The 26,017-nt window shown below is 45.6% G+C and carries 22 protein-coding genes; 4 read left to right on the top strand and 18 right to left on the bottom strand.

The genetic code is table 11. The annotated features are described in order from the left end of the window. The first annotated feature begins 92 nt into the window (after window positions 1-92). Window positions 93-989: an AraC family transcriptional regulator gene (locus BMW94_RS05510; protein WP_090995476.1), complete on the top strand. Its 897-nt coding sequence runs from the start codon at window positions 93-95 to the stop codon at window positions 987-989. A gap of 117 nt (window positions 990-1,106) precedes the next feature. Here the strand turns inward: BMW94_RS05510 and BMW94_RS05505 are convergent, their stop codons facing one another. The 9 genes from BMW94_RS05505 to BMW94_RS05465 all read right to left on the bottom strand — a co-directional run bounded on the left by BMW94_RS05505 (window position 1,107) and on the right by BMW94_RS05465 (window position 10,501). Further along, on the bottom strand, window positions 1,107-2,345 hold the full coding sequence (locus BMW94_RS05505) for a multidrug effflux MFS transporter (protein WP_090995474.1): 1,239 nt from the start codon (window positions 2,343-2,345) through the stop codon (window positions 1,107-1,109). A gap of 392 nt (window positions 2,346-2,737) precedes the next feature. Beyond that, window positions 2,738-3,568, bottom strand: a complete 831-nt coding sequence (locus BMW94_RS05500) for a phosphoenolpyruvate hydrolase family protein (RefSeq protein ID WP_090995471.1) — start codon at window positions 3,566-3,568, stop codon at window positions 2,738-2,740. A 26-nt stretch (window positions 3,569-3,594) separates the two neighbouring features. Then, window positions 3,595-4,809, bottom strand: coding sequence for a Tm-1-like ATP-binding domain-containing protein (locus BMW94_RS05495; protein WP_090995467.1), 1,215 nt, complete (start codon window positions 4,807-4,809; stop codon window positions 3,595-3,597). Window positions 4,810-4,951: 142 nt separating this feature from the next. Continuing rightward, complete coding sequence (locus BMW94_RS05490; RefSeq protein WP_254790129.1) at window positions 4,952-6,151, bottom strand: phosphoenolpyruvate hydrolase family protein; 1,200 nt, start codon at window positions 6,149-6,151, stop codon at window positions 4,952-4,954. Window positions 6,152-6,325: 174 nt separating this feature from the next. Then, on the bottom strand, window positions 6,326-7,066 hold the full coding sequence (map, locus tag BMW94_RS05485; RefSeq protein ID WP_090995460.1) for a type I methionyl aminopeptidase: 741 nt from the start codon (window positions 7,064-7,066) through the stop codon (window positions 6,326-6,328). Window positions 7,067-7,242: 176 nt separating this feature from the next. Beyond that, on the bottom strand, window positions 7,243-7,758 hold the full coding sequence (locus tag BMW94_RS05480; RefSeq protein ID WP_090995457.1) for a hypothetical protein: 516 nt from the start codon (window positions 7,756-7,758) through the stop codon (window positions 7,243-7,245). Window positions 7,759-8,001: 243 nt separating this feature from the next. Further along, window positions 8,002-8,748: a type I methionyl aminopeptidase gene (gene map / locus BMW94_RS05475; protein ID WP_090995454.1), complete on the bottom strand. Its 747-nt coding sequence runs from the start codon at window positions 8,746-8,748 to the stop codon at window positions 8,002-8,004. Between the two features lie 27 nt (window positions 8,749-8,775). Beyond that, the gene (locus BMW94_RS05470) at window positions 8,776-9,498 is read right to left on the bottom strand and encodes a TetR/AcrR family transcriptional regulator (protein ID WP_090995452.1); all 723 of its coding nucleotides are present in this window, start codon (window positions 9,496-9,498) and stop codon (window positions 8,776-8,778) included. Between the two features lie 292 nt (window positions 9,499-9,790). Beyond that, entirely contained in the window at window positions 9,791-10,501 is a 711-nt protein-coding gene (locus tag BMW94_RS05465; protein ID WP_090995449.1) for an SDR family NAD(P)-dependent oxidoreductase, read from the bottom strand. A 101-nt stretch (window positions 10,502-10,602) separates the two neighbouring features. On the opposite strand from BMW94_RS05465, the gene BMW94_RS05460 reads away from it, so the two are divergent. Further along, the gene (locus BMW94_RS05460; protein WP_090995446.1) at window positions 10,603-10,962 is read left to right on the top strand and encodes a MerR family transcriptional regulator; all 360 of its coding nucleotides are present in this window, start codon (window positions 10,603-10,605) and stop codon (window positions 10,960-10,962) included. Between the two features lie 263 nt (window positions 10,963-11,225). On the opposite strand, the gene BMW94_RS05455 is transcribed toward BMW94_RS05460, so the two are convergent. Further along, window positions 11,226-13,724 (bottom strand): FAD-dependent oxidoreductase, encoded by a 2,499-nt coding sequence (locus tag BMW94_RS05455; RefSeq protein WP_090995443.1) that lies wholly within the window; start codon window positions 13,722-13,724, stop codon window positions 11,226-11,228. After that, on the bottom strand, window positions 13,721-14,035 hold the full coding sequence (locus BMW94_RS05450) for an ArsR/SmtB family transcription factor (RefSeq protein ID WP_064637503.1): 315 nt from the start codon (window positions 14,033-14,035) through the stop codon (window positions 13,721-13,723). Before BMW94_RS05450 ends, BMW94_RS05455 begins: the two co-directional genes overlap by 4 nt. Before the next feature lie 814 nt (window positions 14,036-14,849). Here BMW94_RS05450 and BMW94_RS05440 point away from each other — a divergent pair. Further along, the gene (locus BMW94_RS05440; RefSeq protein WP_090995437.1) at window positions 14,850-15,467 is read left to right on the top strand and encodes a TetR/AcrR family transcriptional regulator; all 618 of its coding nucleotides are present in this window, start codon (window positions 14,850-14,852) and stop codon (window positions 15,465-15,467) included. Between the two features lie 112 nt (window positions 15,468-15,579). Here the strand turns inward: BMW94_RS05440 and BMW94_RS05435 are convergent, their stop codons facing one another. Continuing rightward, entirely contained in the window at window positions 15,580-16,293 is a 714-nt protein-coding gene (locus tag BMW94_RS05435) for a beta-glucanase (RefSeq protein ID WP_090995434.1), read from the bottom strand. 370 nt (window positions 16,294-16,663) lie between these two features. On the opposite strand from BMW94_RS05435, the gene BMW94_RS05430 reads away from it, so the two are divergent. Continuing rightward, the gene (locus tag BMW94_RS05430; RefSeq protein WP_090995431.1) at window positions 16,664-18,031 is read left to right on the top strand and encodes a PepSY-associated TM helix domain-containing protein; all 1,368 of its coding nucleotides are present in this window, start codon (window positions 16,664-16,666) and stop codon (window positions 18,029-18,031) included. A gap of 150 nt (window positions 18,032-18,181) precedes the next feature. Here BMW94_RS05430 and BMW94_RS05425 read toward each other — a convergent pair whose 3' ends face one another. The 6 genes from BMW94_RS05425 to nikA form a co-directional block, all read right to left on the bottom strand. Then, on the bottom strand, window positions 18,182-20,698 hold the full coding sequence (locus BMW94_RS05425; RefSeq protein ID WP_090995429.1) for a heavy metal translocating P-type ATPase: 2,517 nt from the start codon (window positions 20,696-20,698) through the stop codon (window positions 18,182-18,184). 260 nt (window positions 20,699-20,958) lie between these two features. Next, a complete protein-coding gene (locus tag BMW94_RS05420; protein WP_090995426.1) occupies window positions 20,959-21,741 on the bottom strand; it encodes an ABC transporter ATP-binding protein in 783 nt (260 codons plus the stop codon). Beyond that, window positions 21,738-22,550 carry an ABC transporter ATP-binding protein gene (locus BMW94_RS05415; protein WP_090995423.1) on the bottom strand — a complete coding sequence of 271 codons (813 nt, stop codon included), beginning with the start codon at window positions 22,548-22,550 and terminating at the stop codon, window positions 21,738-21,740. The genes BMW94_RS05420 and BMW94_RS05415 overlap by 4 nt, the downstream gene beginning before the upstream one ends. Before the next feature lie 7 nt (window positions 22,551-22,557). Next, the gene (gene nikC / locus BMW94_RS05410) at window positions 22,558-23,400 is read right to left on the bottom strand and encodes a nickel transporter permease (RefSeq protein WP_090995420.1); all 843 of its coding nucleotides are present in this window, start codon (window positions 23,398-23,400) and stop codon (window positions 22,558-22,560) included. A gap of 2 nt (window positions 23,401-23,402) precedes the next feature. Continuing rightward, window positions 23,403-24,338, bottom strand: a complete 936-nt coding sequence (gene nikB, locus BMW94_RS05405) for a nickel ABC transporter permease (protein WP_090995417.1) — start codon at window positions 24,336-24,338, stop codon at window positions 23,403-23,405. Between the two features lie 2 nt (window positions 24,339-24,340). Beyond that, the gene (gene nikA, locus BMW94_RS05400) at window positions 24,341-25,849 is read right to left on the bottom strand and encodes a nickel ABC transporter substrate-binding protein (RefSeq protein ID WP_090995415.1); all 1,509 of its coding nucleotides are present in this window, start codon (window positions 25,847-25,849) and stop codon (window positions 24,341-24,343) included. Window positions 25,850-26,017 lie beyond the last annotated feature (168 nt).

Below are 26,017 nucleotides of genomic sequence, written 5' to 3'. Positions count from 1 at the left end.
GTATATTCTGGCAAGGCAGGTTCCAATTGACGAAATGCGGGAAGTGATGGATTATATTCTTATTCTGATTATGAATTATGGGGGTAACTGGAATGGGTCCTGACCATATACGCAAGCGTGAAGGATTTGTAGAGCAGAAGCTATATGTGCTTCCGGAATACTGGATGAAAGAACTGGAACAGGAAGAACTGACCTCTACCTTATTTATTACGGATATCGGCTATTTCCCCAACGCTCAGTATCATTTCAGGGAGCGTCTGGAAGGCAGCCCATCGCATATTTTCATCTTTTGCGAAGCGGGAGAAGGATGGGTTGAGCTGAATCATGGAGAGCGAATGATGGTGCAGCAGGGAGATATGATGATAATCTCACCCGAAACTGCACATCGTTACGGGGCAATGTATGAGAATCCATGGAGTATCTACTGGTTTCATTTCAAAGGAAGCCATGCGAATCGATTGGTGAAAATGTTTGGTTTGTCTAATGCATCCCTCGCTTTATCCCCAAGCGGCAAGGCCCGTTTAATGGAATGGTTCGTACCTACCTATGAAATGCTGGCCGAGCGGACATATGCCCTGACTACCCATGTACATGTGGCCCAAACTACACGACAGTTGCTCTCCCGGATTGGCTTAAATGCCGTCAAATCGGCACAAGAGAAGAAACGTGAATCTTACCTGGAACAGGCCATTCAATACATGAATGTACATATGAGCGACTCTATTTCTCTTACGGAGTTGGCTAAGCATGTCGGGGTGTCGAAACAGCATCTGATCTTTCTGTTTAATTCTGAAACGGGCGTCGCTCCGATCGAATATTTCCTGCGGCTCAAGATTCAGCGGGCTGGTCATCTTCTCGATCTTACCGAACTGAGTATTAAGGAAGTCAGCTATGCAGTGGGCATTAGTGATCCCTATTATTTCTCCCGGCTCTTCAAAAAGATATCAGGATACTCCCCTTCCAGCTATCGGAAGATCCCGAAGGGCTAGCCTTTTCGAAATTTCTTTGCCGTTTTCCCTTCATTACACATAATAAAAAAAACCGTTGAGTCTTTAAATTAAAGTTCAACGGTTTTCTATATCTAATAGGGTCGAACCCTCATATTCTCAGTTAAAGTCAGGATCAGACTGAACATGTTGTGGGGTTTGATGCGAGATGTTTTTAACGAGTAGGAAGTAAGTAAGAATCGCAACGAAACTCGTCATTAATAGAGTGAGTCCTAACGGGACAGCAGTGTCTTCACCTGCGATACCAACCAGAGGGGCAACCAGGGCACCTAGAAGAAAAGGAACAACTCCGAGTAGTGCTGCCGCACTTCCAGCCATCTTGGCTTGACTCTCCATGGCAAGCGGGAAAGCCGCAGTAGACGTAATCCCTATGGAGCAAACGAAGAAGAACAATGGAATGACCAAAGCGAACAGCGGACCATGAACTATAGTTACCACCAAAGCAGCAGCGCTTGCCGCCAAAGCAAGCCAGAGTCCAGCTAATAGAAGGGTCTGCTCCGGTATACGTTGTGCCAACCGTCCCACGATTTGAGAACCGATGATCAAGCTGATCCCGTTCGAGGCAAACAATATCGCAAATACAGTTGGTGTGACTCCATAAATATTTTGGTAAATAAACGGTGTTCCTGCTACATATGCAAAGACACCCGCGGTCATGATTCCCTGTGCCAGCATGTAGCCAACAAACTTGCGGTCACGCAGAAGCGTTTTGTAATTCCCCAACTGCTGCTTAAAGTCGGGAGCCATACGTCGTTCAGGCGGATTGGACTCCTTCAAGCCCCACTTTGTCATTATTAATAAGAAAACGCCCAAAAATGAGAGTGAGATAAACACACCAATCCATGACGTGAATGAAAGAATGCCACTTCCAGCGATCGGGGCTGCCAAAGGCCCTAAATTCCCTACAAGCAGCAGCAAAGAGAAAAATTTAGTAAGTTCATGTCCACTATAAAGGTCCCTAGCTATCGCACGAGAAATGACAATCCCTGCTGAAGCCGCAAATCCTTGAGTGAAACGAAACAAAATTAATAGTCCGATATTAGGAGCAAAAGCGCACGCCAAGGAGCAAATAATATAGGCTGCCATGGAGATTAACAACGGTTTACGTCTACCGTGAGCATCACTCAAAGGACCCATAACGAGTTGTCCCATACCTAGACCTAATAAACAAGCCGTAAGACTAAACTGAACAAGTGATGCGCTTGTATTGAAATTCCCTGCAATCTCAGGGAAAGCCGGTAAATACATATCAATCGTAAATGGACCTAATGTTGAGAATAAACCCAGCAGCAATGCCAGGCCAAATACATTCCAATTATTGCTCTTGCTCTTCATCATTGTTGATTAAATCTCCAATTCATTACGTGATTTAGTTTATTTGAATCTTCATTACAATCCATTTAGCATTACCTATACCTTGTTCACACCCCACATCCTATTGATTCTAACTAATTGTAAATGCCCTACTCCAGAAAAACCACTTATTTTTCTTCCTCTTCGGAGTATAAGACATAGAGTTAACTGTAAGTCAAATCATTTATTTAAAAAAGGAATTTGGAGTTGGCTTGTTGCTACTGGATTCGGCTAAAAAAAAAATCCCCTACTAGAGCAATTTATCGTTTTGCTCTAGTAGGGGGTTATATTTTACGTGTAGGTTGACATAGAATACGGGTTCCCGATCATGTAGAACATTCGGCAACCCCTGTTTTGCATACAGACTGCTGCTGATGCTATTTCCGGATCGACTTGAAGGACTCCGTCTGCTGTGTAATGCCTTTCTCTGCCGCAAAGCGCTCGATGCTGGATGCGCCGAAGAATCCATCGATGTCCTTCGTTCTCTCAATGACATAGGCCGCATCCTCCGGCTCTGCAATGGGTCCACCGTGGCAAATAATCATGATCTCCGGGTTCACAGCCCGCCCTGCTTCAATAATAGCTTCAATTCGTTGTACACAGTCGTCCAGGGTCAGCGCTGTTTTTGCACCAATGGAGCCCTTGGTCGTCAACCCCATGTGCGCAACCAAAATGTCAGCCCCCGCCTCCGCCATAGCTTTTGCCTGAGCAGGATCAAAAACATACGGCGTCGTCAGCAAATCCAATTCATGGGCGACACGGATCATTTCAACCTCCAGGTCGTACCCCATACCGGTTTCCTCCAGGTTTTGTCTGAACACCCCATCGATCAAACCAACGGTTGGGAAATTTTGAACTCCGCTGAAGCCCTGCTCTTTCAGTTGCTTCAGGTATACCTCCATTATTCGAAAAGGGTCGGTACCGCATACCCCTGCCAGAACAGGTGTATGCTTGACGACGGGCAGCACCTCGGCACCCATCTCAACGACGATTTGATTGGCATCTCCATAGGAGAGCAAGCCCGCCAGCGAGCCACGGCCTGCCATTCTATACCGGCCGGAATTGTATACGATCAACATATCTGCTCCGCCTGCTTCACTGCTCTTGGCCGTAATGCCTGTACCTGCCCCGACACCTAGTAGAATTTTACCCTGCTTTACCTCTTCCCTGAATTTGTCCATAATATCTGATCTGTTCAGCTTATTCATTTCGTATATCCTCCTTATTGAATTCATTAAGAATTTGATGTCATGAGAGCGATCAGCTGTTGTGCTGCGGCCTCAGCAAAGGCTGGATCGTTGATGGCGCAATCCATTTCAATCACTTCAACAATGGAGCGATCGACATGCTGACGCAGGGTATCAAACAACATCCGGTCCTCCTCCGGTCCGTAGAAAGACTCCCCCTCCACATCAATTGCGGATACGCCTCTAAGCGGCAGCATTAGCACGGTGCGTTCCTTTGCCATGTTCAACTTCTCCGCAAGTTTCCTGCCGATCTGCTCATTCTCTTCCACTGTGGTTCTCATCAGGGTTACCGTCGGATTATGCTGATAAAAGGTATGATCCTTGAATTTCTCAGGAACCGTATCGCTCGGCCCAAAATTGCACATATCCAAGGCGCCTACCGAGACTACCTGCGGAATGCGATTGTGGCCTGCAGCCTCTAAGCGATTCGGCCCCGCAGTCAAGACACCGCCGATGATTTCATCCGCCCACTCCGTCGTCGTCAAGTCCAATACCCCTTCAATAAAGCCTGCTTCAATCAACGCCTCCATCGACTGCCCTCCGATGCCCGTAGCGTGGAATACAAGCACCTCGTAACCCCGCTCCTCCAAATATTTTCTTGCCGCTGTCACACATGGTGTTGTCACTCCGAACATCGTGGCTGCAACCAGCGGCTTCTTATCCGGTTTGTGCGTATGCTCAAACTTGAGCATGCCCGCCATCGCAAATAATGCATTTGTAAATATTTTCGTAGAAATGGAGTTCAATCCGGCTACATCCACCACAGACGGAATCATGACAATATCACTCGTGCCTACGTATGGAGCTGTGTTTCCAGAAGCAACGGTCGATACCATCACCTTAGGGACACCAATCGGCAGAGCTCTCATGGCAGGTGTGACCAGTGAGGTTCCGCCAGTGCCACCAAAGGAAATGATTCCGTCAAATTTACCTTGTTTGTACAACTGTGGCACCAGCTTCTTCAAGCCTATGGACAAAACCTCTGTAGCCAAAGCCCGATCCTTCTTTGCCGCAAGTTCTTCTATGACCCTGCCTGCGGCGTGGGCGACTTCCCGATTGGACACATCCGGAACAAAGGACGGTTCGAATACACCTGTATGAATCATCAATGTCCCCAACCCAACCTCCTCTGCAATGCTCTTGATGTAAAGGTATTCATCACCCTTTGTATCAAATGTTCCAATGATTGCGACGGTCTTCATTCCACGGCCTCCTCGTATGACTCTTTAGAAACCAAGCTCGATCGCAGGTAGCACGCTGATTTTTTTGCTAACAGAAAAACCAGTACGATCGTTATAGCTTCATCATACTGGTCCTGTTTATTTATGAAAACGCTTTTAAGTTCTATGTTTTTGTGTTTAGGTTAGATCTGTACTTTTTGGGAGAGCAGCCCTTAAGCTTTTTAAACATTTTGCTGAATTGTGCGTAATTGGGATACCCAACCATACCGGCCACCTCGGATAATTGAAGCTGCGGCGCATGAAGAAGCGTGACGGCTTTATTGATGCGGAAGCTCACCAGATAGGTCTGAAAGCTGCAGCCAACCTCCTTTTTAAACAAACTGCTCAAATAGCTGCGGGAAACATGAGCAACCTTGGCCAGATCCGAAAAAACAATTTCACTGCTGTAGTTTTGCGCCACATACTCTTTGACAAACTCAACGTAATCATAATGCTGGGTAATGCCTTTCAGCATTTTGACCATAAAATCGTCCTCATCCAGTTTACCCAGGCGTTTAAAATCGCGTGTAATTGCCGTAATCGACTTCTCGGAAGGAATTCGTTCAAATGCAGACCCGCCAATATAGCCCATAATGTCTGTGTTGTCGCTATACATGTACTGGACATCGACAGGCGTCTTTACCGGACCGCCATAAATCATCTTGATCAAATCCGGCTTAAGCTGATTGCAGGTATCAAAAATACGCAGTGCCTTTGATTTGGCGGCCTCCAAGGATACAACCTTCCGTGCACCCAATAACCCGCCTTCGGTCAGGCCAAGATGAGCACAGATTACATCTGCCCCCGCTTCAATCATCTGGGCAGCCTGAAGCTCATCAAATACGAACGCCACCGTAAACAAATCCTGTCGATGGGCCAGGCGTATGGCCTCAACCTCGACGTCATAACGAATCCCCACTTCCTCCAGAGCCTCTCTGAATAATCCGTCGATCAAGCCGACCGTAGGATAGTTGTTGACTCCTGAAAACCCTCTCCTCTTGATTTCCTCTATATAATCAGCCATTTCTATGGTTGGATCATTCGCATTCAGTCCAAAGAGTACGGGAGAATGCCTCACCAGCGGCACAATTTCTCTTGACGCAAAATCCATCACCATATCATTACTGTTGCAAAACGGCAAAAAGCCGGCTAGAGAGCTTCTCCCCATCTGGCGAAACTTACCGGAGTTCAGCATTAATATAAAATCCGCTCCACTCTGAGCTGCATACTTCGCTGTAATCCCCGTGCCTGTTGAGACACCGATGATGTGATTTCCCTCGCACAGCTGTGATTGAAGACGCTCCAGTATGACTGTTCTGTCCAAACTCCACCCGCTCCTCATCACAATTTAGCAATTGTAGTTTTTGTTCCTCCATATTATTATTGTACATCATTCCATATAGCTCATTCCCTCCTTCCTCGATCCGTTTGGTTAAGGGGCATCAAAAAAAAGCCGATTTCCCAGTTGGGAAATCGACCTTAGACAATGCTCTTGATATTATTGTGTGACAATGATCGGACCATTTTTAGTAAGGATAATCGTATGTTCCACTTGAGCTACATAGCTTTTTTCTGTAGCAAAGGTCCATTCGTCTTCTTTTTGATACACTTGTTCTTCTAAAGTTGAGATAAATGGTTCGAATGCAATAACCATGCCTTCTTTTAATAACTCATCATCCGATGTATCGTTATAATTATAAATATGGTCAGGTGCTTCGTGTATGTTACGTCCAACACCATGTCCTGTAAGGTTTTTAATAACGGTTAATCCATGCTGTTTTGCTGTTAGGAATACCGCTTTTCCGATGCCGCTTTTTTTGGAACCAGGTTTTGCTTTCTTAAGACCTGCTTCAAATGCTAATTTAGCAACATCGCATATTTTCGTTAATACTTCGTCTCCTTCGCCTACTACAAACGAGATTCCTGTATCAGCGAAATAACTGTTCTTCGAGCCAGAGACATCTATATTGACTAAATCTCCTTCTTGAATAACCCGTTGCCCCGGGATACCATGTGCCACTTCTTCATTGACACTAATGCAAGTATAGCCAGGAAAATTATATGCACTTTTTGGAGCTGAGACTGCGCCTTCTTTCTCAAAAAGCTCTCCAGCTATATCATCAAGTTCCTTCGTCGTTATGCCAGGAACTGTTCTTTGTACCAATTCATCTCTGATAAAGGCAACAATTCTGCCAATTTCCTTCAAACCATTAAAGTCTTCTTCTGTTTTTGCAATCATTTTTCCTACCTCACTATCTTTCATCATCAATTAAATGTATAAGCTGAAACAACCAATTAGATAATCATATCCAAATGGTCAAAGCTTCGCAACTTTTTTTAAAAAGCTTGTTTTATCAATATCACATTGATACTAAAAAAGAAAAGCCCCTTACATCAAAGGGGCTGAATTTCGAATTAGGCCTCTTCCTCTTCGGCCTGACTAGGTGGAGCCATCAGACCTTTGACGGCGCCCATAAACGGATGAATGGATTTGATCATGCCGTAGCCCATTTTCATGACCGGCATGAATTGCTGGATCATGCCGAATATCCGCATTCCGCCGCTAAGCATACCGCCAGCCGAAGCCGCACCGCCAAGCCCGCCAAACAGCGAACCCATCATCGGTAGAAAGGACGAAACCTGCGCACGCGACACTGTGCGCGAACGGGTAGACGGCTTGCGCGTACCATTCACCCGTTTCCGGTTCTGAGAACGACCGCTCTTGCTGGGTGCAACCTTTTGCTTGGAACGCTGGGAACTGTCCCCTGTGGTCGCCGTCCGCGATATTTTTCCTCCCCCGGTAAGCACCACGCCTCCGCTATTCACGTCAGAAATGTAACCGATATACGTTTCACCACTATGAAGAGTCACGCAGACGGGCCGGGCCTTATACCGCTTTGCCTTTAGGCGTATTTCGTTGGTTTTAGCCATTGAATTTCACCTCGCTCTACTGAATCTACTTCAGTTTACGCGATAAGTGGACTGCTTGCCTGTGCGAATGGGACATCTGTGCGGTATTCGCTATAGGTCAATTCATCAATTTAAGTGATACGACTGGAAATATAAATGCAAAGCTTTTTCGTCGTTTGCTTTTTACGAACTTACGTCAAGCCAGACAGTAAGGTTGGCGAATTATTTCCTGAAATAATGCGTCCAGTCCGTTCGCATCTATTCTTACTGAGCCGTTAAAATCAGCGGTCCATCCGGCGTGATTGCGATCGTATGCTCATATTGCGCAGACAACTTGCCGTCGGCCGTTCTCGCCGTCCACTGATCGTCGTCGATCGTGATACGGAACGTACCTTCGTTGATCATCGGTTCAATCGTAAACACCATGCCTTCTTTTAATCGAATGCCTTTGCCGGCTACGCCGATATGCTCATAGGTCGGCTCCTCGTGCAGGCTCCGTCCGATCCCGTGCGCCAGCAGATCGCGTACGACCGAATACCCGTGTGCTTCCGCATGCTTTTGAATCGCCGACGTTATATCGCCGAGCCGCCCCCCTGGTATAGCCCGGGCCATTCCCAGATCCAAGCATTCCTTTGTCACCTTCATTAATTTTTTCACTTCCGGCCGAATATTGCCTACCGCATAGCTCATGCACGAATCGCCAAACCATCCTCCATATTCCGCGACGATGTCGAGTTTCAGCAAGTCACCATCCATAAGAACCCGGTTCGAGGGAATACCGTGGGCCACCACATCGTTGATCGAAATGCAGGTTTCGGCGGGAAAACCATTATACCCTTTCGTAAACTGCTTGCCACCCAGCTTGGTGATGTGGCTTGCAACAAAATCATTGATTTCTAGCGTGGTGATGCCGGGCTCAATTAGTTTGGTCACCTCGCGGTAGCAGTCCGCAACGATATGGCTCGCCGGCTTCATTTCTTCAATTTCCCTAGGGGATTTTATAATGATCATCTTTTGTATATTCACTCCTTAGGCATCCTATAATTTTAAAAACCCGACGATATCCCCTGCCTCCTCGTGCAGCTTTTCGCGACGGATCGATAGCGAGGCGCAGCCAACCAAGGCGGCCAGCAGCATTTCCGCGCGCTGCAGTCCAAAGGGCTGCTCCGCCGCTATTCCGCCGGAAGCGGCATCCCCGTCCGTCGTATGCCCGGTGTCCACCAGCGCGGCAAACGGCGCAACCACTTCATGCCGAAAAGCGGCCAAGAGTGTGGCTGATCGAGCTTCAGGTAGCGAGGAAAAACCCTCAGCAGCCAGTTTATACAGCAAGTATAGAGCGTGGTCCTCCGCCCAAAGCTGCAGCAACTGGACGCTGGCTTCCGCGACGGGGCCAAGTTCTGCGGAAGCGGTCGTTTCGTGGCTTTCCCGGCTGGAATTCGTCTCATTCGCATTCCCGGTGTGCACGGCAGCACCCAAGGCGAAGGGCGCACTCGCTGGCTCCTCGCCCAAAGCCGAATCGCGCGGGGCATCTGGCCATCCCTCGGCCCGCTCCAATGCGTCCCATAGGAGATCATGGAGCAAATCGCCTTTATTGCTGTAATAATGGTATACCGTGCCATACCCGAGTCCAGCCTGAGCGGCCACATCTCGGATTTCCATTAAAGGCCCTTTATTCAAAAACACATCGGCAGCGGCTTTACGGATTTGCGCCAGACGCCGCAGCCGGATCTCTTCGTTTTGTTCTTTCGTGCGTGGAGTCATCTCGTCCGATCACCTCTTTTTTTGACCTGCTATTATGTCAATATAAAACATGGGCTTGTAAATAACAAGAATTAGCTGGAGGAATACCTAAAAACAGACATACTAAGCGGTTGCCCCGGCTTAATATGTCTGCTACTTAACGAGCATAGAGCTTTACCACAACATAATGACAAAGTGTTTTAACACGTAGTTGTCCTTCAAAATTAACTCGCGCCATTTCACCCCTTTGATTAGCCTTTGAATGTTACTCTAACCAAAATACATTTGGATACCATTGTTTTGCACATGTAGATTACCAGGCGTACACGCCCTTCTCATCCAAGAACTCTCCGTTATGATGTTTGCCATCTGTCGCATAACCCACGATTATCGCAGCAGCTGCTTCTTTTGATTTACCGCCTTCGGCATTACCGTTAAGGTCTGTTGATGTGAATCCAGGCGTTACCGCAAATACTTGAGCCCTGCTGCTTTTGAGTTCATATGCCATCGAAACTGTCATGGCGTTGTTGGCGGTTTTGGATGAATTATAGTCGAATGCATTTAAAGTAAATCCCGTATTTTGCATATGATCCAGCGAAGCCATGTCGGTCGATACATTAACGATTGTGCCTTCGTTATCTTTGATTAACGGAAACAAATGCTGGTTCAGACGGAAGGTTCCGAAAAAGTTGACTTCGAAAGCGTTCCTCAGATCCTCCTCTTTGGTATCCGTAAATGAACGCGAGAAAGCACCAGGCATACCCGCATTATTGATCAGAAGTTTGAAGTCAGGATAATCCTTAGTAATCGTATCGGCCGCCCTTTTGATGCTTTCCAAGTCACTCATATCGATTTGCACAAACTCTATGTCTAACCCCTCGGAAATCAACTCGGAAACAGCCGCTTCCCCCCGTTCGGCGCTGCGTGCACCAAGGAGGACTTTCCAGCCGGCCTGACCTAACTGCTTAACGATTTCAAATCCGATACCTTTATTTGCTCCAGTTACAAAAGCGATTTTTTTCATGTGAATCCTCTTTTCTCTAATTTGATTTCATTAACAATGTATAAGTTACTATGCTACACTAAGTGTAGGTCAACTATAATTATTGATAAAAGAGGGTTAACATGTTAACGATTGGAGAAGTAGCGAAGAAAGTCGATATCGCTGTCGGTGCGATACGTTTTTACGAAAGAAAGGGCCTATTGAAGCCTGCTGCGCGAAGTAAGCAGAATAACCGTCTTTACACGGAAGATGATCTGAATTGGCTGGTTTTTATCAAATGTCTTCGCGAAACCGGGATGAGTGTGGAGGACATCAAAACGTACTATGACAAGGTAAATGAAGGAATCTCCACCCTGCCGGAAAGAACCAAACTGATTCAAGATCAAAGGCAAAAGCTGCTGGAAGATATCGAGGAGAAAAAAGCACAGCTCGTTCATCTGGATCACAAACTGGAACGCTATTATCGAGGAGAAAATTATTAAGATAAGCCGTGTCCTAAAGACATAGCTTTTGAATTTCATCTAATTAAACGTTCAACCAAAAAAGGCATTCGATCACGTTTGATCGTTTGCCTTTTTGGTTTTTTATTGAGCTATCGTTTCCCATAAGCTAAATGCATTACGTTTCGTCGAACGATAATTGTAAAACGAAATAAAGCCCCTACGTTTCTGAAGGGGCTTTCGCTTTTTATCTTTTTAAGATAACACATGTCACTGAACAAATGTTTGGTATGAAAAAATCCGTTTTAAATAAATAGATTATGATTTGCATGAGCTGCCTGCCCGAGATAGTAACCCACCCCACCAATGTTAACCGAATCCATTAATTCTTCACGCTGAATTCCCATTAAATCCATGGACATCTGGCACGCGACAAACTCAACTCCCTGCGCAGTAGCGCTCTGCATCAGTTCTTCCAGAGAAGCAACATTATTATTCTTCATAATGCCTCGAATAATCTTTGGGCCAACTCCAAGCATATTCATTTTGGACATGCCTAGCTTGTGGCTGCCGCGCGGTAACATCATGTCAAACATACGGCCAATCCTTGTTTTGGATACAGGCTGCGGTTGATGCTTACGGATAATATTCAATCCCCAGAATGTGAAGAACATGGTTACTTTACGTCCACTTGCTGCTGCCCCATTTGCAATAATCAGAGAAGCAATCGCTTTATCCAGATCACCACTGAAGACAACCATTGTGCTGGCAGGCTCCTCTTTAGGAGTTTCCATAGCTGAAGATGCGGTCTGCACAGTATTTTTGGCAATTACAGCTTCAATAGTACCGCCTTTGGATCGTTCCAAGTGCAGAAGTGAGGAGCCAGACATCGTTGCCCATGCTTTCACATCTTCATAAAATCCTGGATCGGAAGCTTTCACCCGCAGGGTCTCTCCATTCGATAGTTGATCCATTTTCTGCTTAAGTTGTATCAGCGGACCGGGACAACTTAAACCGCACACGTTCAACTCGTTATCAATACGCTGCGGTTCTGCAGAGATTGGATTGGAAAGCTCTGTTTCCTTTACAGCATGTTTCGGAGTGTTGTTCTGATCCTGTCCGTCATTATTCTCTTCCTTTCCAGTAGAAATTGGAGCGGGCTTAAATTGTGCTTGGCGGTATGTTTTATATCCTCCACTCAAATTTTTCACATTAAAGCCATGCTGACGCAAAATTTGCGATGCTGTATATCCACGCAGACCAACCTGGCAGTATACCCAGATAACTTTGGTTGAGTCTAATTCATCTAACCGCTGACGAAGCTCATCCACTGAAATATTTATGGAACCCGGAATATTCCCATTGCGATGCTCCAGCTCACTGCGGACATCCAGCAATATCGACTGCTCCGGCTGGCGTTCAGATAGCTGATCATAGGTGAACGTTTCAACACGTCCAGCCGTAATATTTTCAGCCGCATAGCCAGCCATATTAACTGGATCTTTCGCAGAGGAATACGGTGGCGCGTAGCTCAACTCAAGCTCTGTCAAATCACTGATGTGACCCCCAAAATGAATGGCTACAGCAATGTCATCTATCCGCTTATCTACGCCTTCATAACCAACTGCTTGTGCGCCTAAAATTTTACCTGCGGGTGTAAACAGCAGTTTAAGACTAATCGCACTGGAACCCGGATAATACGATGCATGAGAAGCAGGATGCACAATTACTGTTCGATAATCGATGCCAAGACGCTTTAGTGTTTTCTCATTACTGCCTGTAGCTGCTCCGGTCATTCCAAACACTTTAATAATGGCTGTCCCTTGGGTTCCTTTGTAGATGGAACTTAGTCCGGCAATTCGATCTGCCACAATGCGTCCCTGTTTGTTGGCAGGTCCAGCAAGCGGAATAGCTGTCTTTGTGCCATGAATGGTTTCAGTTACTTCGATGGCATCGCCAACAGCATAGATATGTGGCACGCTGCTTTCGAGCGCTTCGTTGACCATAATATGTCCACGAGTTCCCAGGGAAACTCCACTATTTCTTAGAAAAGCTGTATCTGGAGTTACTCCTATCGCAAGAATAACCAGGTCAGCTGTCAGAACATGACCATCAGCAAGCTCAACACCAATGCCATGCTCAAGTGAATGAAAGCCCTGTACACGCTGGGAAAACAGCAGCTTCACCCCGTTTTGCTCCATTTCCTGTGCCAAGGCTGCTGCCAGTTCAGCATCAAATGGGGTGAGCAGTTGACCATTACCCTCTATCAACGTTACATCCAATCCGGCTTCCTTTAAATTTTCCGCCATTTCAACACCAATAAATCCTCCACCTATAACAATAGATGATTGGTTGTTAGAAGAACTTATTTGTTCCTTGATACGATCAATATCTGGAATGCTTCGCACTGTATAAATCAGTGGATTATCCTTACCCGGCAGATCGGGAATGATTGGCTTGGCACCTGGTGACAAAATCAATTCGTCATAGCTTTCTTCATATTGACCGCGCTCCTGGCTTTGTACCTGAACTGTCCGTGTATGCGGATCAATAGCGACGACCTCGCTTCGTGTACGCACATCAATATTAAAGCGATCTGCCATACCTTTAGGCGTTTGTACCAGCAAACGCTCTCGATCCTCGATCGAGCCACCAATATAATAAGGTAAGCCACAATTGGCAAACGATATATAGGGTCCTTTTTCAAATATGATAATTTCGGCATGTTCATCCAGTCGACGCAGACGGGCAGCTGCTGATGCACCACCCGCTACTCCGCCCACAATCAGTACTTTTTTACTCATGATTCACAATCTTCCTCTCCAAACAAAATAGGTATCATCTGTTCAATCCGTTGGTCGGCAAGCACATAATTTACTTCAAGGCCATTGCGCTCGGTCGTAACAATACCTGCACTGCGTAGCTTCTGCAAATGCTGGGACACTGTTGATTGGGGAAGGTCCAGACACTCCTGCATATATGAAACATTACATTTCTTTTTTCGCATCAACCCGCGCACAATGCACAGACGAATCGGATGAGATAGAGCTTTCAGTAAATTAGCAGGTTCGTCGAACTGTTTTAAATTAGTGCTATCAAAAGCTTCAGTATTCAAAATTATCCCTCCTGAATCGTTATATCGTAATATTACGATATTTAAATTAGAATGTCAAAATATTTTCATTCCTCTGTTTTACTTCCACTTAGACTCTGTAGAATGTCGGATCAAAATATTAGCCCCTGTAATACCGAGGCCTCTAAGAAAAGCCGATAAACACACAGAAGCTGTGGTGTTTATCGGCTTTTCGATTTCCCCTCATGAATGACTATTTCCTGTTCTTCAGATCAATATAAAATTAAAGACTTGATAAGAAAAAAAGTACACAGAACACCCAGCAATAGAAATATCATTGCTGACTGACGTTCAGTCTTCCACACTCGAATGGTATTAGCAATGCTCATAATTACCAATGCAAGCGTATTAATTCGAGTATTCATTTCAACAAAATTAATACACAGTAGAATAAATACCACAATCCCGACAAAAAGAAACCATATTGGTATATTCTTAGTAAGCCGTTTACTCATTTCAATCCCCTTTAAAATCAATATTCTAACTCTAATAGGGTATTCTTCAACTTTATTGAAATACCTTCATAATTTGAAGAAATGAGGACTGAGCGAACTCATACAATTGTTCTTCTGACATCTTTGTCATCAACGTTTGAGCAGAATTTTACTATCTAAGTTTGGTGTTTTCAACATTCGTAAGTGTTTCTTTCCGTTATGATTCTCTAATTTAGAGTTATAATATATAACGAACAGCTTGTTGTTTATTACAGTTCAAACTATAAAATAAGATTAGGTACTCTTACTCTTCAGAAATGAAAAGTGGCACATGTGTTTGGAAAATTCAAGGAGGAATTTGCTTGCGTAATATTAATCTTGATTTACGTGTAATACGGACAAAAGAATCTATTCGACATGCGTTAGTTGAATTAATCAATGAAAAAGGGTTCAAAGCAATTACGGTTAAAGACATAACAACCAGGGCGAATATTAATCGAGGTACATTTTATGCGCACTATCAAGACAAATTTGATTTGATGACTAAATGTGAAGAGGAAATTATGTTTGACATGTCCAAACTTACAAAACAAAGCTACCCTAGTGTAATTGCGGCACTTGAAACTGACCCTCAGACATTAATTCCATTTTCCTTTACCGTTACGCTATTTGAGTATTTAGAAATCAATAGTGGATTTATGAAAGCAGTGTTAGGACCAAAAGGGGATTTAACATTTCAAACCCGATTGAAAGACTTCATGTGGGAAACACTATACGGAAATAATCCTAATGCATTTGTAAAGGAAGAAAACCTCCTTGTTCCAGGACAATATTTAGCTTCTTATATGGGAGCTGCAATCATAGGGATAATTCAAAGATGGTTGGAAGATGGCACGAAAGAATCTCCTCAAGAAATGGCTCGTATCCTTACGACCATTACGGTTCATGGCCCCTACTTTGCAGCTGGCTTAAAAAAATAATGTTCAAAGGGGACACTTCCTATCAAGATCAGCTCCTGCCCCTATATCTAAATGAACCTTTTTTTTGCTCTTCACATCAAAAAGCAGCCGGTGAGCGGCTGCTTCTGCATTATTAATTACTCGTATATTTAACCCAATCGTATTCTGCATACAATGGATTGGCACCGTTATAAGGACCTAACCAACCATCCACCCCGGTTCCATTCCATATATTCATCATAATTTTACCAGGTGTTACGGGGATATTGCTGGTTGCAGTATGCTTCAATACGCCATCAACATACCATTTGATATACCCTGGTTGCCAGTCGAAAGCATAGGTATGGAACCCCTGTGATGCATCAAAGCCAAGATTAATAACCTTCTCATGACCACCAACCCCATTTGTAAAATAATTAAACTGCACTTTGGTCGTATCTTTTCCCAAGAATTCAATATCAATCTCATCCCATTGTGTGCCATGAGCAGGTCCTGTGTACGTAAAAAAAGAGGAGACTATGCCGGTATTTTTGGCAGGCTTCATGTTGACTTCATACAGTCCGTATGCGTAATTATTAGTGGAACGATACTCCCCGCAATCAAACTTGTTGTACGCAGAGCTTGTCAAACCGAGCTTGAGCTTCCCATCATTCGTAAAATTGACATTGTTGGCCCGCCACGTGCAATTAAACATATCTCCGTTGGAATAACCGTCTGCCTTTTGCCATGTTTCCGGGTTAAAATAAGTTAGTGGTTCCCAGAATACATAACTTGCGAAAGCACTTACCGAAACAAATAAAGATACCACACCTGCCACCACCACAGTGTACCAAGACTTCCTCTTCATCACACACCTCCATAAACGATTCCACACATGTACGGAGTATGGGCAAGAGATTCCCGCAAAACGAGTAGCTCTTCTTGCCGCAGCAGATATATAAAACGTTTACATGTATGGTTTTTCCAATCTATATGCATATGCACCAGGTAACTATAACAATCTTTATAGATAGATATTCATTTCTAAAGATTTTCTTGAGGAAAAAATACATCTGTACACTTTTATCAAGATCGTATGCTCTAGTTAAGGCTAGTAAGGCTGCTATGAAAGCGCTATAAAATAGCTCGAATGAGCCATTTCACTCCTTCCCTCTATCGATTAATATGATTCTGTTGAGTCTACAAAACATAAAAATATGAGATACAAGGAGACTGATATGAACAATCAAAACACTTTCAATCCATTCCGCAGACTTCATTTTTATGCTGCCTGGTTAATTACTCCCCTGCTTATAACATTAAGTCTGTCTGGCATTGGTTACCTGTTTTATACCAATGTCGAAACCAGCATTTATCAAGGTGAATTTTTTGGAAGCAGCAACTTGAACACCAAGCAAACCTTGGACGAAGCTGTTCAGCAAATAAGTGATAAGAACCCGGACTACAATATCGGAAAAATAAGTATTATGGAGGAGCCTTACAATAATAGAGTGACCATCAGCAACGACAAGGGAGATACCCGCTACATATTTCTGGATCACAATAATCAGTTTGTTGCTGAGCAAAATGCAAAATTCACCTACGCCAATGTCATGAGAAACTTTCACAGTTCTCTCTTTACTGAGAGTACTTTTATTCGCTATTTAGTCGAATTAACTGCTTGTTGGACCATATTCCTCATCGTTTCAGGTATTTATATGACATTCAAAAAGAAACTTCTTACCAAAAATTCAGGAAAACAACCATTCAAATTACAAAAAATTCATGCCTTACTAGGCTTAATTACCGCTCTTCCCCTGATTATCATCGTACTGACAGGTATACCTTGGTCGGTATTTATGGGCAGTCATGTTAGCACGTATGCTCAGGAGCATCCGGATTTAGGGAGAACCGAGTTACGTTATAATCCTCCCCAATCAGATGTGAACGAGATTCCATGGGCCACCAGAAGCCTGGATCAACCAACCTCCGATCATACGGCTCATGCAGAACATCACGCTACGGCTAGTGCCGCGATCAACAATCCAAACCAGCAAAGTCTAAAATCGATCATTTATAAGGCCCAAAAGGAAAATATAAGCCGTCCATTTTCTATTGTGTACCCATCGAATGAGCAAGGTGTGTTCACCGTTTCCAAAGGGAGTAATACGGGTGTTACAGGGCTTGATGTACGTCCTCGTGAGGAAACAACCGCATATTTCGATCAATATTCCGGCAATCTCATTGCCAAAATAAACTACGATGATTATGGAATTATTGGAAAGTGGTTTACTTGGGGGATTCCGCTTCATGAAGGACATCTGTTCGGGACAGTCAATAAAATTCTCAACTTGATGGTATGCCTCGCCTTCCTTGCAGCAATCGTTATGGGATTCCTATCCTGGATGAAAAGAGTCAAACCCGGTGATTTCAATCGACCGAAGAGAATCAATAAACCATGGTCTATTGGTGCGATGCTCACGCTGCTCGTTCTAGGCATTCTGATGCCCCTCTTCGGTCTATCAGTGCTCATCATATTTATTGTAGAAACGATGATTTATTACTCTACTAAACATAAAAATACAAACGTAACGACTGCAGGATAAACTGATCAGGATTTTAATTGTTCGTCGAAAACATCTGCTCGTATAGTCATAAAAAACGGAAAAGCCCTTTTAATAAGGAGCTTTTCCGTTTTTAGATTGATTTGGCGTCTATGATTTGATATTTGCTTACCGATTCCATTCTAAGGGTAGTTACAGCTTCATTTTTTGAAGACGCAAGGAATTCAGTACTACTGAAACGGAACTGAAAGCCATTGCGGCACCGGCCAGCCAAGGGGCTAAGAAACCCAGGGCTGCAATTGGAATGCCAATGACATTATACGCCAGCGCCCAGAACAGGTTTTGCTTGATATTAAGCATGGTTCTTCGACTAAGTTCAATGGCATCTGCTATGCTGTTCAAATCCCCACGCATCAGCGTGACATCCGCAGCTTCCACGGCAACATCTGTTCCGGTTCCAATGGCCATGCCGATATCGGCAACAGCCAGAGCAGGAGCGTCATTAATCCCATCCCCTACCATAGCCACCTTCTGGCCGCGTTCCTGAAGCTTCTGTATTTCTGCCGCTTTACGCTCTGGCAGCACTTCAGCCAGTACGTTCAAGATGCCAGCCTGCTCAGCCACCGATCGCGCTGTGCGCTCGTTGTCTCCTGTCATCATGATTACATTAATGCCCATAGCTTGAAGCCGGCTGATGGCTTGTCTTGACGTGTCTTTGATCGTATCTGCAACAGCGACCATTCCTGCCCATTGTCCATCTACAGCGATGAGCATCGTGGTCTTCCCCTGCTCTTCCAGCCCGGACATTTGAAGCAGCGTTTCTTGGGGAACCTGAACTTGTTGATCTGCAAGCAATCGTCGTGTACCAATGAGAACTTCTTGTCCCTGTACAGTTGCTTGTACCCCATAACCTGGCATGTTCTTGAAGTGCTCTGACTTCGGAAAGTGGTTCAAACCTGTTGCTTTGAGCCCTTCGACAATCGCTTCAGCCAGTGGATGTTCGGAGCTTTGCTCTACAGCACCTACCCGGTTCAGAAGCTCTATCTTCGTCCAGTTCGGAGCTGGTTTAACATCTGTCAGAACCGGCTTTCCGTTGGTCACTGTTCCTGTTTTGTCCAGAACGACCGTCTGAATATGCTTAGCAGATTCCAAATATTCTCCGCCTTTGAACAAAATGCCGTACTCGGCTGCCCGCCCGGAACCCGCCATAATGGAGGTCGGAGTGGCTAGCCCCAGAGCGCAAGGACAAGCGATGACCAGTACCGCAATCGCCTTCTCCAGAGCACCGCCGAAGTCATTAGGACTAATCAGCAAATACCAGAATAGAAACGTAACGGCTGCAAGGCTGACTACAATGGGTACAAAAATACCTGAAATCACATCGGCAATCCGTTGTATGGGCGCCTTGGAGCCTTGCGCCTGTTCGACAATTTTAATAATTTGCGACAGTGCGCTATCTGCACCTACACGTGTTGCCCTCAAGCGCAGTATGCCGTTTTTATTCAATGTAGCTCCTGTAACAGAGTCACCCGGTTTCTTGTCAACCGGGAGGCTTTCGCCGCTCAGCATCGATTCATCAACGGAAGAAACTCCCTCCTCCACGATGCCGTCGACCGGTATTTTTTCGCCTGGCTTGACAATGACAATATCGTTAGTCAGCACGTAGTCAGGAACAAGCGTCATTTCCTGACCATCCCGAATCACCCTTGCGCTTCGCGGAACCATCTCCATCAGACTTTTGATGGATTGGGTGGAACGTCCCTTGGCCAGAGCTTCCAGCCATTTTCCCAGCAGAATGAGAGTGATCAGCACGGCACTGGTTTCAAAATAAAAATCAACAGGAGCTTGTGACGCGACACTCGCAGCATCGGCTACAATTGCGCTGCCTCCATGATTGTGACCGGATAAACCACCTGTGCTGGTCAATGATGTCAAGTAGAGACTATAGAGATAAGCCATACTTGTTCCAAGGGCGACCAGTACGTCCATATTGGCACTTCTGTTTTTCAATGCCTTATACGCACCGATGTAAAACTGACGACCCAGGATGAATTGCACGGGTGTAGCGAGCACCCATTGAAATAATGGATTCATAAATACATCAGGCACCCAGATCCAGGAAGTGAAGGAAAAGTGCCCTACCATCGCCCATAATAACGGGAAAGAGAGGATGGCGGACAGGATCCAGTTCCATTTTTTTCGCTCCAATTCCTGTTCTCTCATAGAGATTATTTCTTCTTCCGTCGCCTTGATCTGTGCACTATAGCCCAATTGTCTGATCTTGTGTATTACATCCGAGCCTTTTAATGTTCCGGCGAAATATTCAATATGGCCAGTTTCCAGCGCCAGGTTCACATTGGCGCGAGAAACGCCCGGCAGGCGGGAGAGGCCCTTCTCAATCCTTGCTGAACAGGCTGCACAGGTCATGCCTGATATGTTCAAATCCACGAATTCGGTTACCGTCTCAAATCCCAAGGCCTCCACTTTCTCCCGAAAATCGTTCACGCCAATATTTGCTGGATCATAGGATATGGTTGCCTTCTCCATCGCGAGATTGACGTTAGCCTGTTGAACACCTTCCATGCGAGACAATCCTTTTTCAATGCGAGCTGAACAGGCTGCACATGACATCCCCTTAATTTGAAGTGTTGTTTGCCAAAACACAGGCTGATCGGTACGAAATGAGTTTGAGGTGGAAAGTTTGTCCATAATTGCGGTCTCCTTCTTTAAACTAGATGATCCATTTAACTTCCTATTAGCTTATATGGGAATAGATATCCGTCGAATTATAAACAATATGTGCTGCTTGGAAACTGGGGAAAGTCATTTGCTTATTGGAAGCGACTGTCACTCAAAACATTTTCTCATCCACAAGCTGGACAGCATTACTGGCTAAAACGGCGGGTGATGACATCATCTCGACCCTTGCCCCGGTAAACATGAAACATTCAAGTGAATATGATTTAGATTCATGATCGGTATTTGTGAACTAACTGTTGCGTATACGCATGCCTCTCGAATGTATACAAAGCTTCTTTAGCAAAATGGTCGATGATTCGTCCCTGCTGTATCACCATAATTCGATCGGATATACGCTGGATTGTAGCCAGATCATGTGAAATAAATAAACAGGCAAATCCGATATTTTTTTGCAGTGTCATAAGCATCTCAATGATCTGAGCTTGTGTAATCATATCCAGACTGGATGTGGGTTCATCCATGATGATCAGGGATGGCTCGCTGCTTATTGCTCTGGCAATAGCGACGCGCTGCTTCTGTCCTCCACTGAGCTCATGAGGATACTGATGCAGGAGATGCTCTGGCAGCTCCACCATATTCAGCAGCCGTTTGGCACACTTTAGCCTGTCCTGCCTGCAATCCTGAACAATCACAGGTGTTCGATGCTTGAGGGTGTCCAGCGGTTCCATCAAGGAATCGATGATCCGTAGTCTGGGATTGAGACTTGATGCAGGATTTTGAAATACCGCCTGAACTTGACCCTGAAGGGCACGATAGGCGGAAGCAGTCCGTGGTTGCAACATCTCTCTTCCCTGAAACCATATTTGTCCTGATTCCATCTTCTCCATCATTAAAATACAGCGTGCCAAGGTACTCTTTCCGCTCCCGCTTTCTCCGATCAGTCCCACACATTCTCCCGAACGAATGCTGAAGGAAATTCCGTCTATCGCCTTTGTATGTCCAGGATAGTTCTTGATCAGGTTTTGAACGGTAAGCACCGCCTCTTCGCTCATGATAATTCACCTCGCTTCGTACGTATGACAGGTTCAGCATAAGATAGCATCAATTCGGCTGCCAGAAGCTTTTGGGTGTACGGATGTGTGGCTTGTGTCAGCACGGCCTCAGCACCACCCGATTCAAGGATTCGACCTTCCCGCATAATGACAATCTGATCCGCGCAGCGTCTGGCGAGCTTCAGGTCATGGGTGATAAACAAAATGGAGCAGCCTGTTTTCTCTTTAAGTCGAATGAGCAAATCAAGTATTTCTGTTCCGGTAACCCAGTCCAGTGCAGACGTTGGCTCGTCCGCAATCAGCAGTTTTGGCTCAAGCAGCATCGCCGTCGCGATGGATACCCGCTGCAATTGTCCGCCACTTAGCTGGAACGGATAACTAACAATAACTCGTTTTGCAGGCAAGGAAACGTCATTCAGAGCTTGTACAATTCGTTCCTTCCGTTCCTGACTCCCCCATGTATAATGAACCCTAAGCGTCTCATCCAGTTGTTTGCCTATTGGAAGAAACGGGCTAAACACGCCTGTATAGTCTTGAAATACATATGCAATTTCTTTGCCGCGCAGCCGATTCAACTGTTTCTCGGGCAGCTCGGACAAAGACTGGCCGTTAAACAGGATTTGTCCTGCCGTATGGCGCACCCCATTTGGAAGCAAACGACCAATAGACAAGCCTGTAAGTGTTTTTCCGCTGCCACTCTCCCCAATGACAGTCATCCACTCGCCATCGTTAATGGACAGATCCATATCGTGAATAAGAGTCTGCTCTCCGGCCACAAGCCGAAGTCCGTTTATTTGGAGTAAACTCATCTCCTTCTCACTCCCTGCTTCGTTTGACATCCAGCCTATCGCGCACTCGGTCTCCCAGCATGTTGGACCAGAGCACCACAAGCATGATCGCGAGTCCAGGGGCAATCATCAGATATGGTGAGCTATGAAAGTATGCCCGTCCCTCATTCAGCATCGCCCCCCATTCTGGTGCAGGAGGCTGTGCCCCCAATCCAATATAGGAGAGCGAGGCAATCATGAGAATGATTTTACCGATATCCAGCGAAGCGATCACAATCACATGAGACAACGCATGGGGTAGTAAATGCTTCCACAAAATCTGATGAGGGCGTAATCCGCTCAGGCGAGCAATGGTAATATACTCCTGATTTTTCTCCGCGATCACGCTATTGCGAACGATGCGAGAGTACGTAATCCATTTGACCGAAACGATGGCAATCATCAGGTTGAAGATACCTGGTCCCATCAGTCCACTGAGCACAATGGCAATGATGAAATCTGGAAACGCAAGAAAAGCATCCGAAATTCGTTTATAGATTCGATCCAGCCACCCGCCTGCATACCCGGCCATTAAGCCTGCGGGAATCCCGATCACGAGTGAACTCAGGAGAACCATCAGACTGGTTCCTACCGTATTCCTTCCTCCGAGCAGCAAACGGGAGAACAGATCTCGACCGAGATCATCAGTTCCCAGTAGATGGTCCATACCTGGAGGCAGAAGCCGCATCGCCAAGTTTACCGCATAGGGATCATAAGGAACGACATAAGGCGCACAGATCAAGATCAAAACAACGAGCACCAATATGATGATGTGAACGCTCATTTTTGGTTTTTGCACCGGAGGGGTAAGTCTAAACTTGGTTTTAAACATAATTATCGTTCCCCCTTCAGCCGGATCTCGGGGTTCAGAACGTCATTCAGAAGGTCAACCAGCATGTGCATGATCGTAACGATCAGGCCCATCAGGACCATATAGCCCTGAATAACCGGATAATCACGACTCTGAATGGCGTCAACAATGAACTTGCCCATACCCGGATAGGAGAATAACACTTCAATGACGACTGTTCCCCCTAGCAAACTTCCGATACTTACACCAAACATCGTGACTACGGGTGTGAGTGCATGACGGAAGGCATGTCGAAGGAGTACACTGGGGCCGCCTATCCCTCTGGACCGTGCCCCCCGAACAAAATCCTGACCCAGGCTTTCCAGCAAGCTGGATCGAATGAGGCGCACGTATACAGCTGCCATGGTCAATCCCAGTGTTAGGGATGGAAGCACCAGATGCGCAATGCTCCCCGTCCCCATAGAGGGAAATAGATGTGTTCTCACAGAGAAGCCTTCTATTAAAAGAAGCCCCAGCCAGAAGCTAGGGACTGAGGTGCCCAGTACAGCCAGAAGACGACTGAACCGGTCGATGACACGATTGGGATATAAGGCGGACAGTGTGCCGAGCGGAATGGCGATGACAATCAGCACAAGCAGTGAAGTGCACGTCAACAGCAACGTTGCCGGCAATTTGTCCAGCAATTCCTCCGTTACCGGACGATTCGTCATGTACGAAGTGCCCAGATCGAGTCGGACAAGACGTCCTAGCCAATGCCCGTACTGCACGAGCACAGGGTCATTCAGCCCCAAAGCCTCCCGCTGCTGTTCCATTTGGGATGAGGTTACGGCCACATCATCCGAGCGCAGTATTTCCCTTACCGCATCACCGGGTGCTAATTTTACAAATACAAAGCTGATAAAGGACAGAAGCAAAATAAAGAGAATGAACTCTATACTTCGTTTCAAAAGCTTGTTCATCGCTATTCCACATCCAGTTGATTCGTCAGCATGTAATATTCGCTTTTGCTGGTTACCCAATTTTTCACACGATCTTTATACACAACGAGTGTATTGGGATGAACCAGGTAGGAGTAATAGGTTTCTTCATCAATATGCATCAGAATTTTTTTAATTAATTCATTTCGTTTATTGGTATCCACCATCTGATCCAGCTCATCAATCCACTGATTCAGCTCCGAATCATTAATTTTGCCGAAATTCAGCGTGCCGTCAGGTTTTAAGGCGACATTCAGGAAGTAACTGGCATCCCCGCGTGGTGCAATTAATGGACTGTATGTGCCCAGATCCCAGTCATCTTTGGTGAGCAGATAGTCTTCATAATTATCCACGAATTCAATCGTAATATTGATACCGATTTCCTTCGCTTGTGCTTGCAGCACCTGAGCAAACAGCGGGAATTCCGCCCGTGATGTATAGGTTACAAGCTTCAAGCTTAGCGGCTTTCCGTCTTTACTGACTTTACCCTGCTCCACCTGATATCCCGCCTTTTCAAACCATGCGAGTGCTGCTTCGGTACCTGTCGTTTTGGCTTCATAGGAAGGAATAAAGGAGAAACCAGGCATGAATGGTCCTGTTGCAAGCGTAGCCTGTCCACCCATAATCACGTCCTTCAATTCCTCACGATTCACGAGGGCATCAAAGGCTTTTCGTACATATTTATTCTTGAATTCCGATTGGTTTGTATTGAAAATAAGCTCGTGTGTCCGCAAGCTCGTGACCGATTCCAGATGAAGGGTGGAGTCATTTTTCATGGTTTCCAGACTTTCGGTTGGCGGGCGATACACAATATCCGCATCACCGGACATCAGCGCAGAAAGACGGGCACTGGCATCCTCATTAAAGTTGAATGAGGCCCGGCTGAGCTTGGCAGCTCCGCCCCAATATTCATCGTAACGCTCCACCTTAAGTGAACTTCCTGCTGTGAAGGACGTGACCTTGAAAGGTCCAGTTCCAACAGGGGTTTTGTCCGGGTCAGCTGCATTGACATCCAGAATCGACGTATTCGGGTGAACAAGCTCGGACGGAAATTGCGGGAATGGCTGCTCTGTCGTAATGTTCAGCGTTTGACCGGCTGCACTCATGTCCTTGATTTTCAACACCTGTTCTACGCCTGGATTCACCTTGATCGCCCGTTCAAGAGATTGTTTTACAGCCTCTGCATCAAGGGCCCGTCCATCCTGAAAGGTTACATTCTTCTTAATCTCAAATGTCCAATGCTGGCCGTCCTTCGTGTCCCACTTCTCAGCCAGCCAGGGCTCGATCTGTAAATCCTCGCCCAGCTTAACCAAGGTTTCGGTAACTCCGGCTCTCAGCGGGGTATAATCCAGATGTGGATCAATCGTCTGGCTTGCAAAGTTGAACAAAAAAATAACTTCCTTGTTTTCCGTCGCTGCAGGTTGCGTTGTTGCCTCCTTCGGCGTACTGGAACAAGCAGAAATGAAAAGCACTGCGCATAAAACCAAAATCATCGTTATTTTTCTCTTTGTCTGCAACGTTGTTTAACCTCCATTAATGAAGCTTCTGATTGAATAAAATTTAATAAAAACAATACGTGTTATATCGTACTTGATGGTATCAATATTCGTAATAGCTCCAATGAGCTATTACGGCTAAAATTTGTGACAAATTCATTGTTG

Source organism: Paenibacillus sp. OK003 (assembly GCF_900109515.1).
GTDB lineage: Bacteria > Bacillota > Bacilli > Paenibacillales > Paenibacillaceae > Paenibacillus > Paenibacillus marchantiae.
The sequence above is the reverse complement of the archived record's forward strand: the minus strand, read 5'-3'. Positions and strand labels throughout refer to the sequence as shown.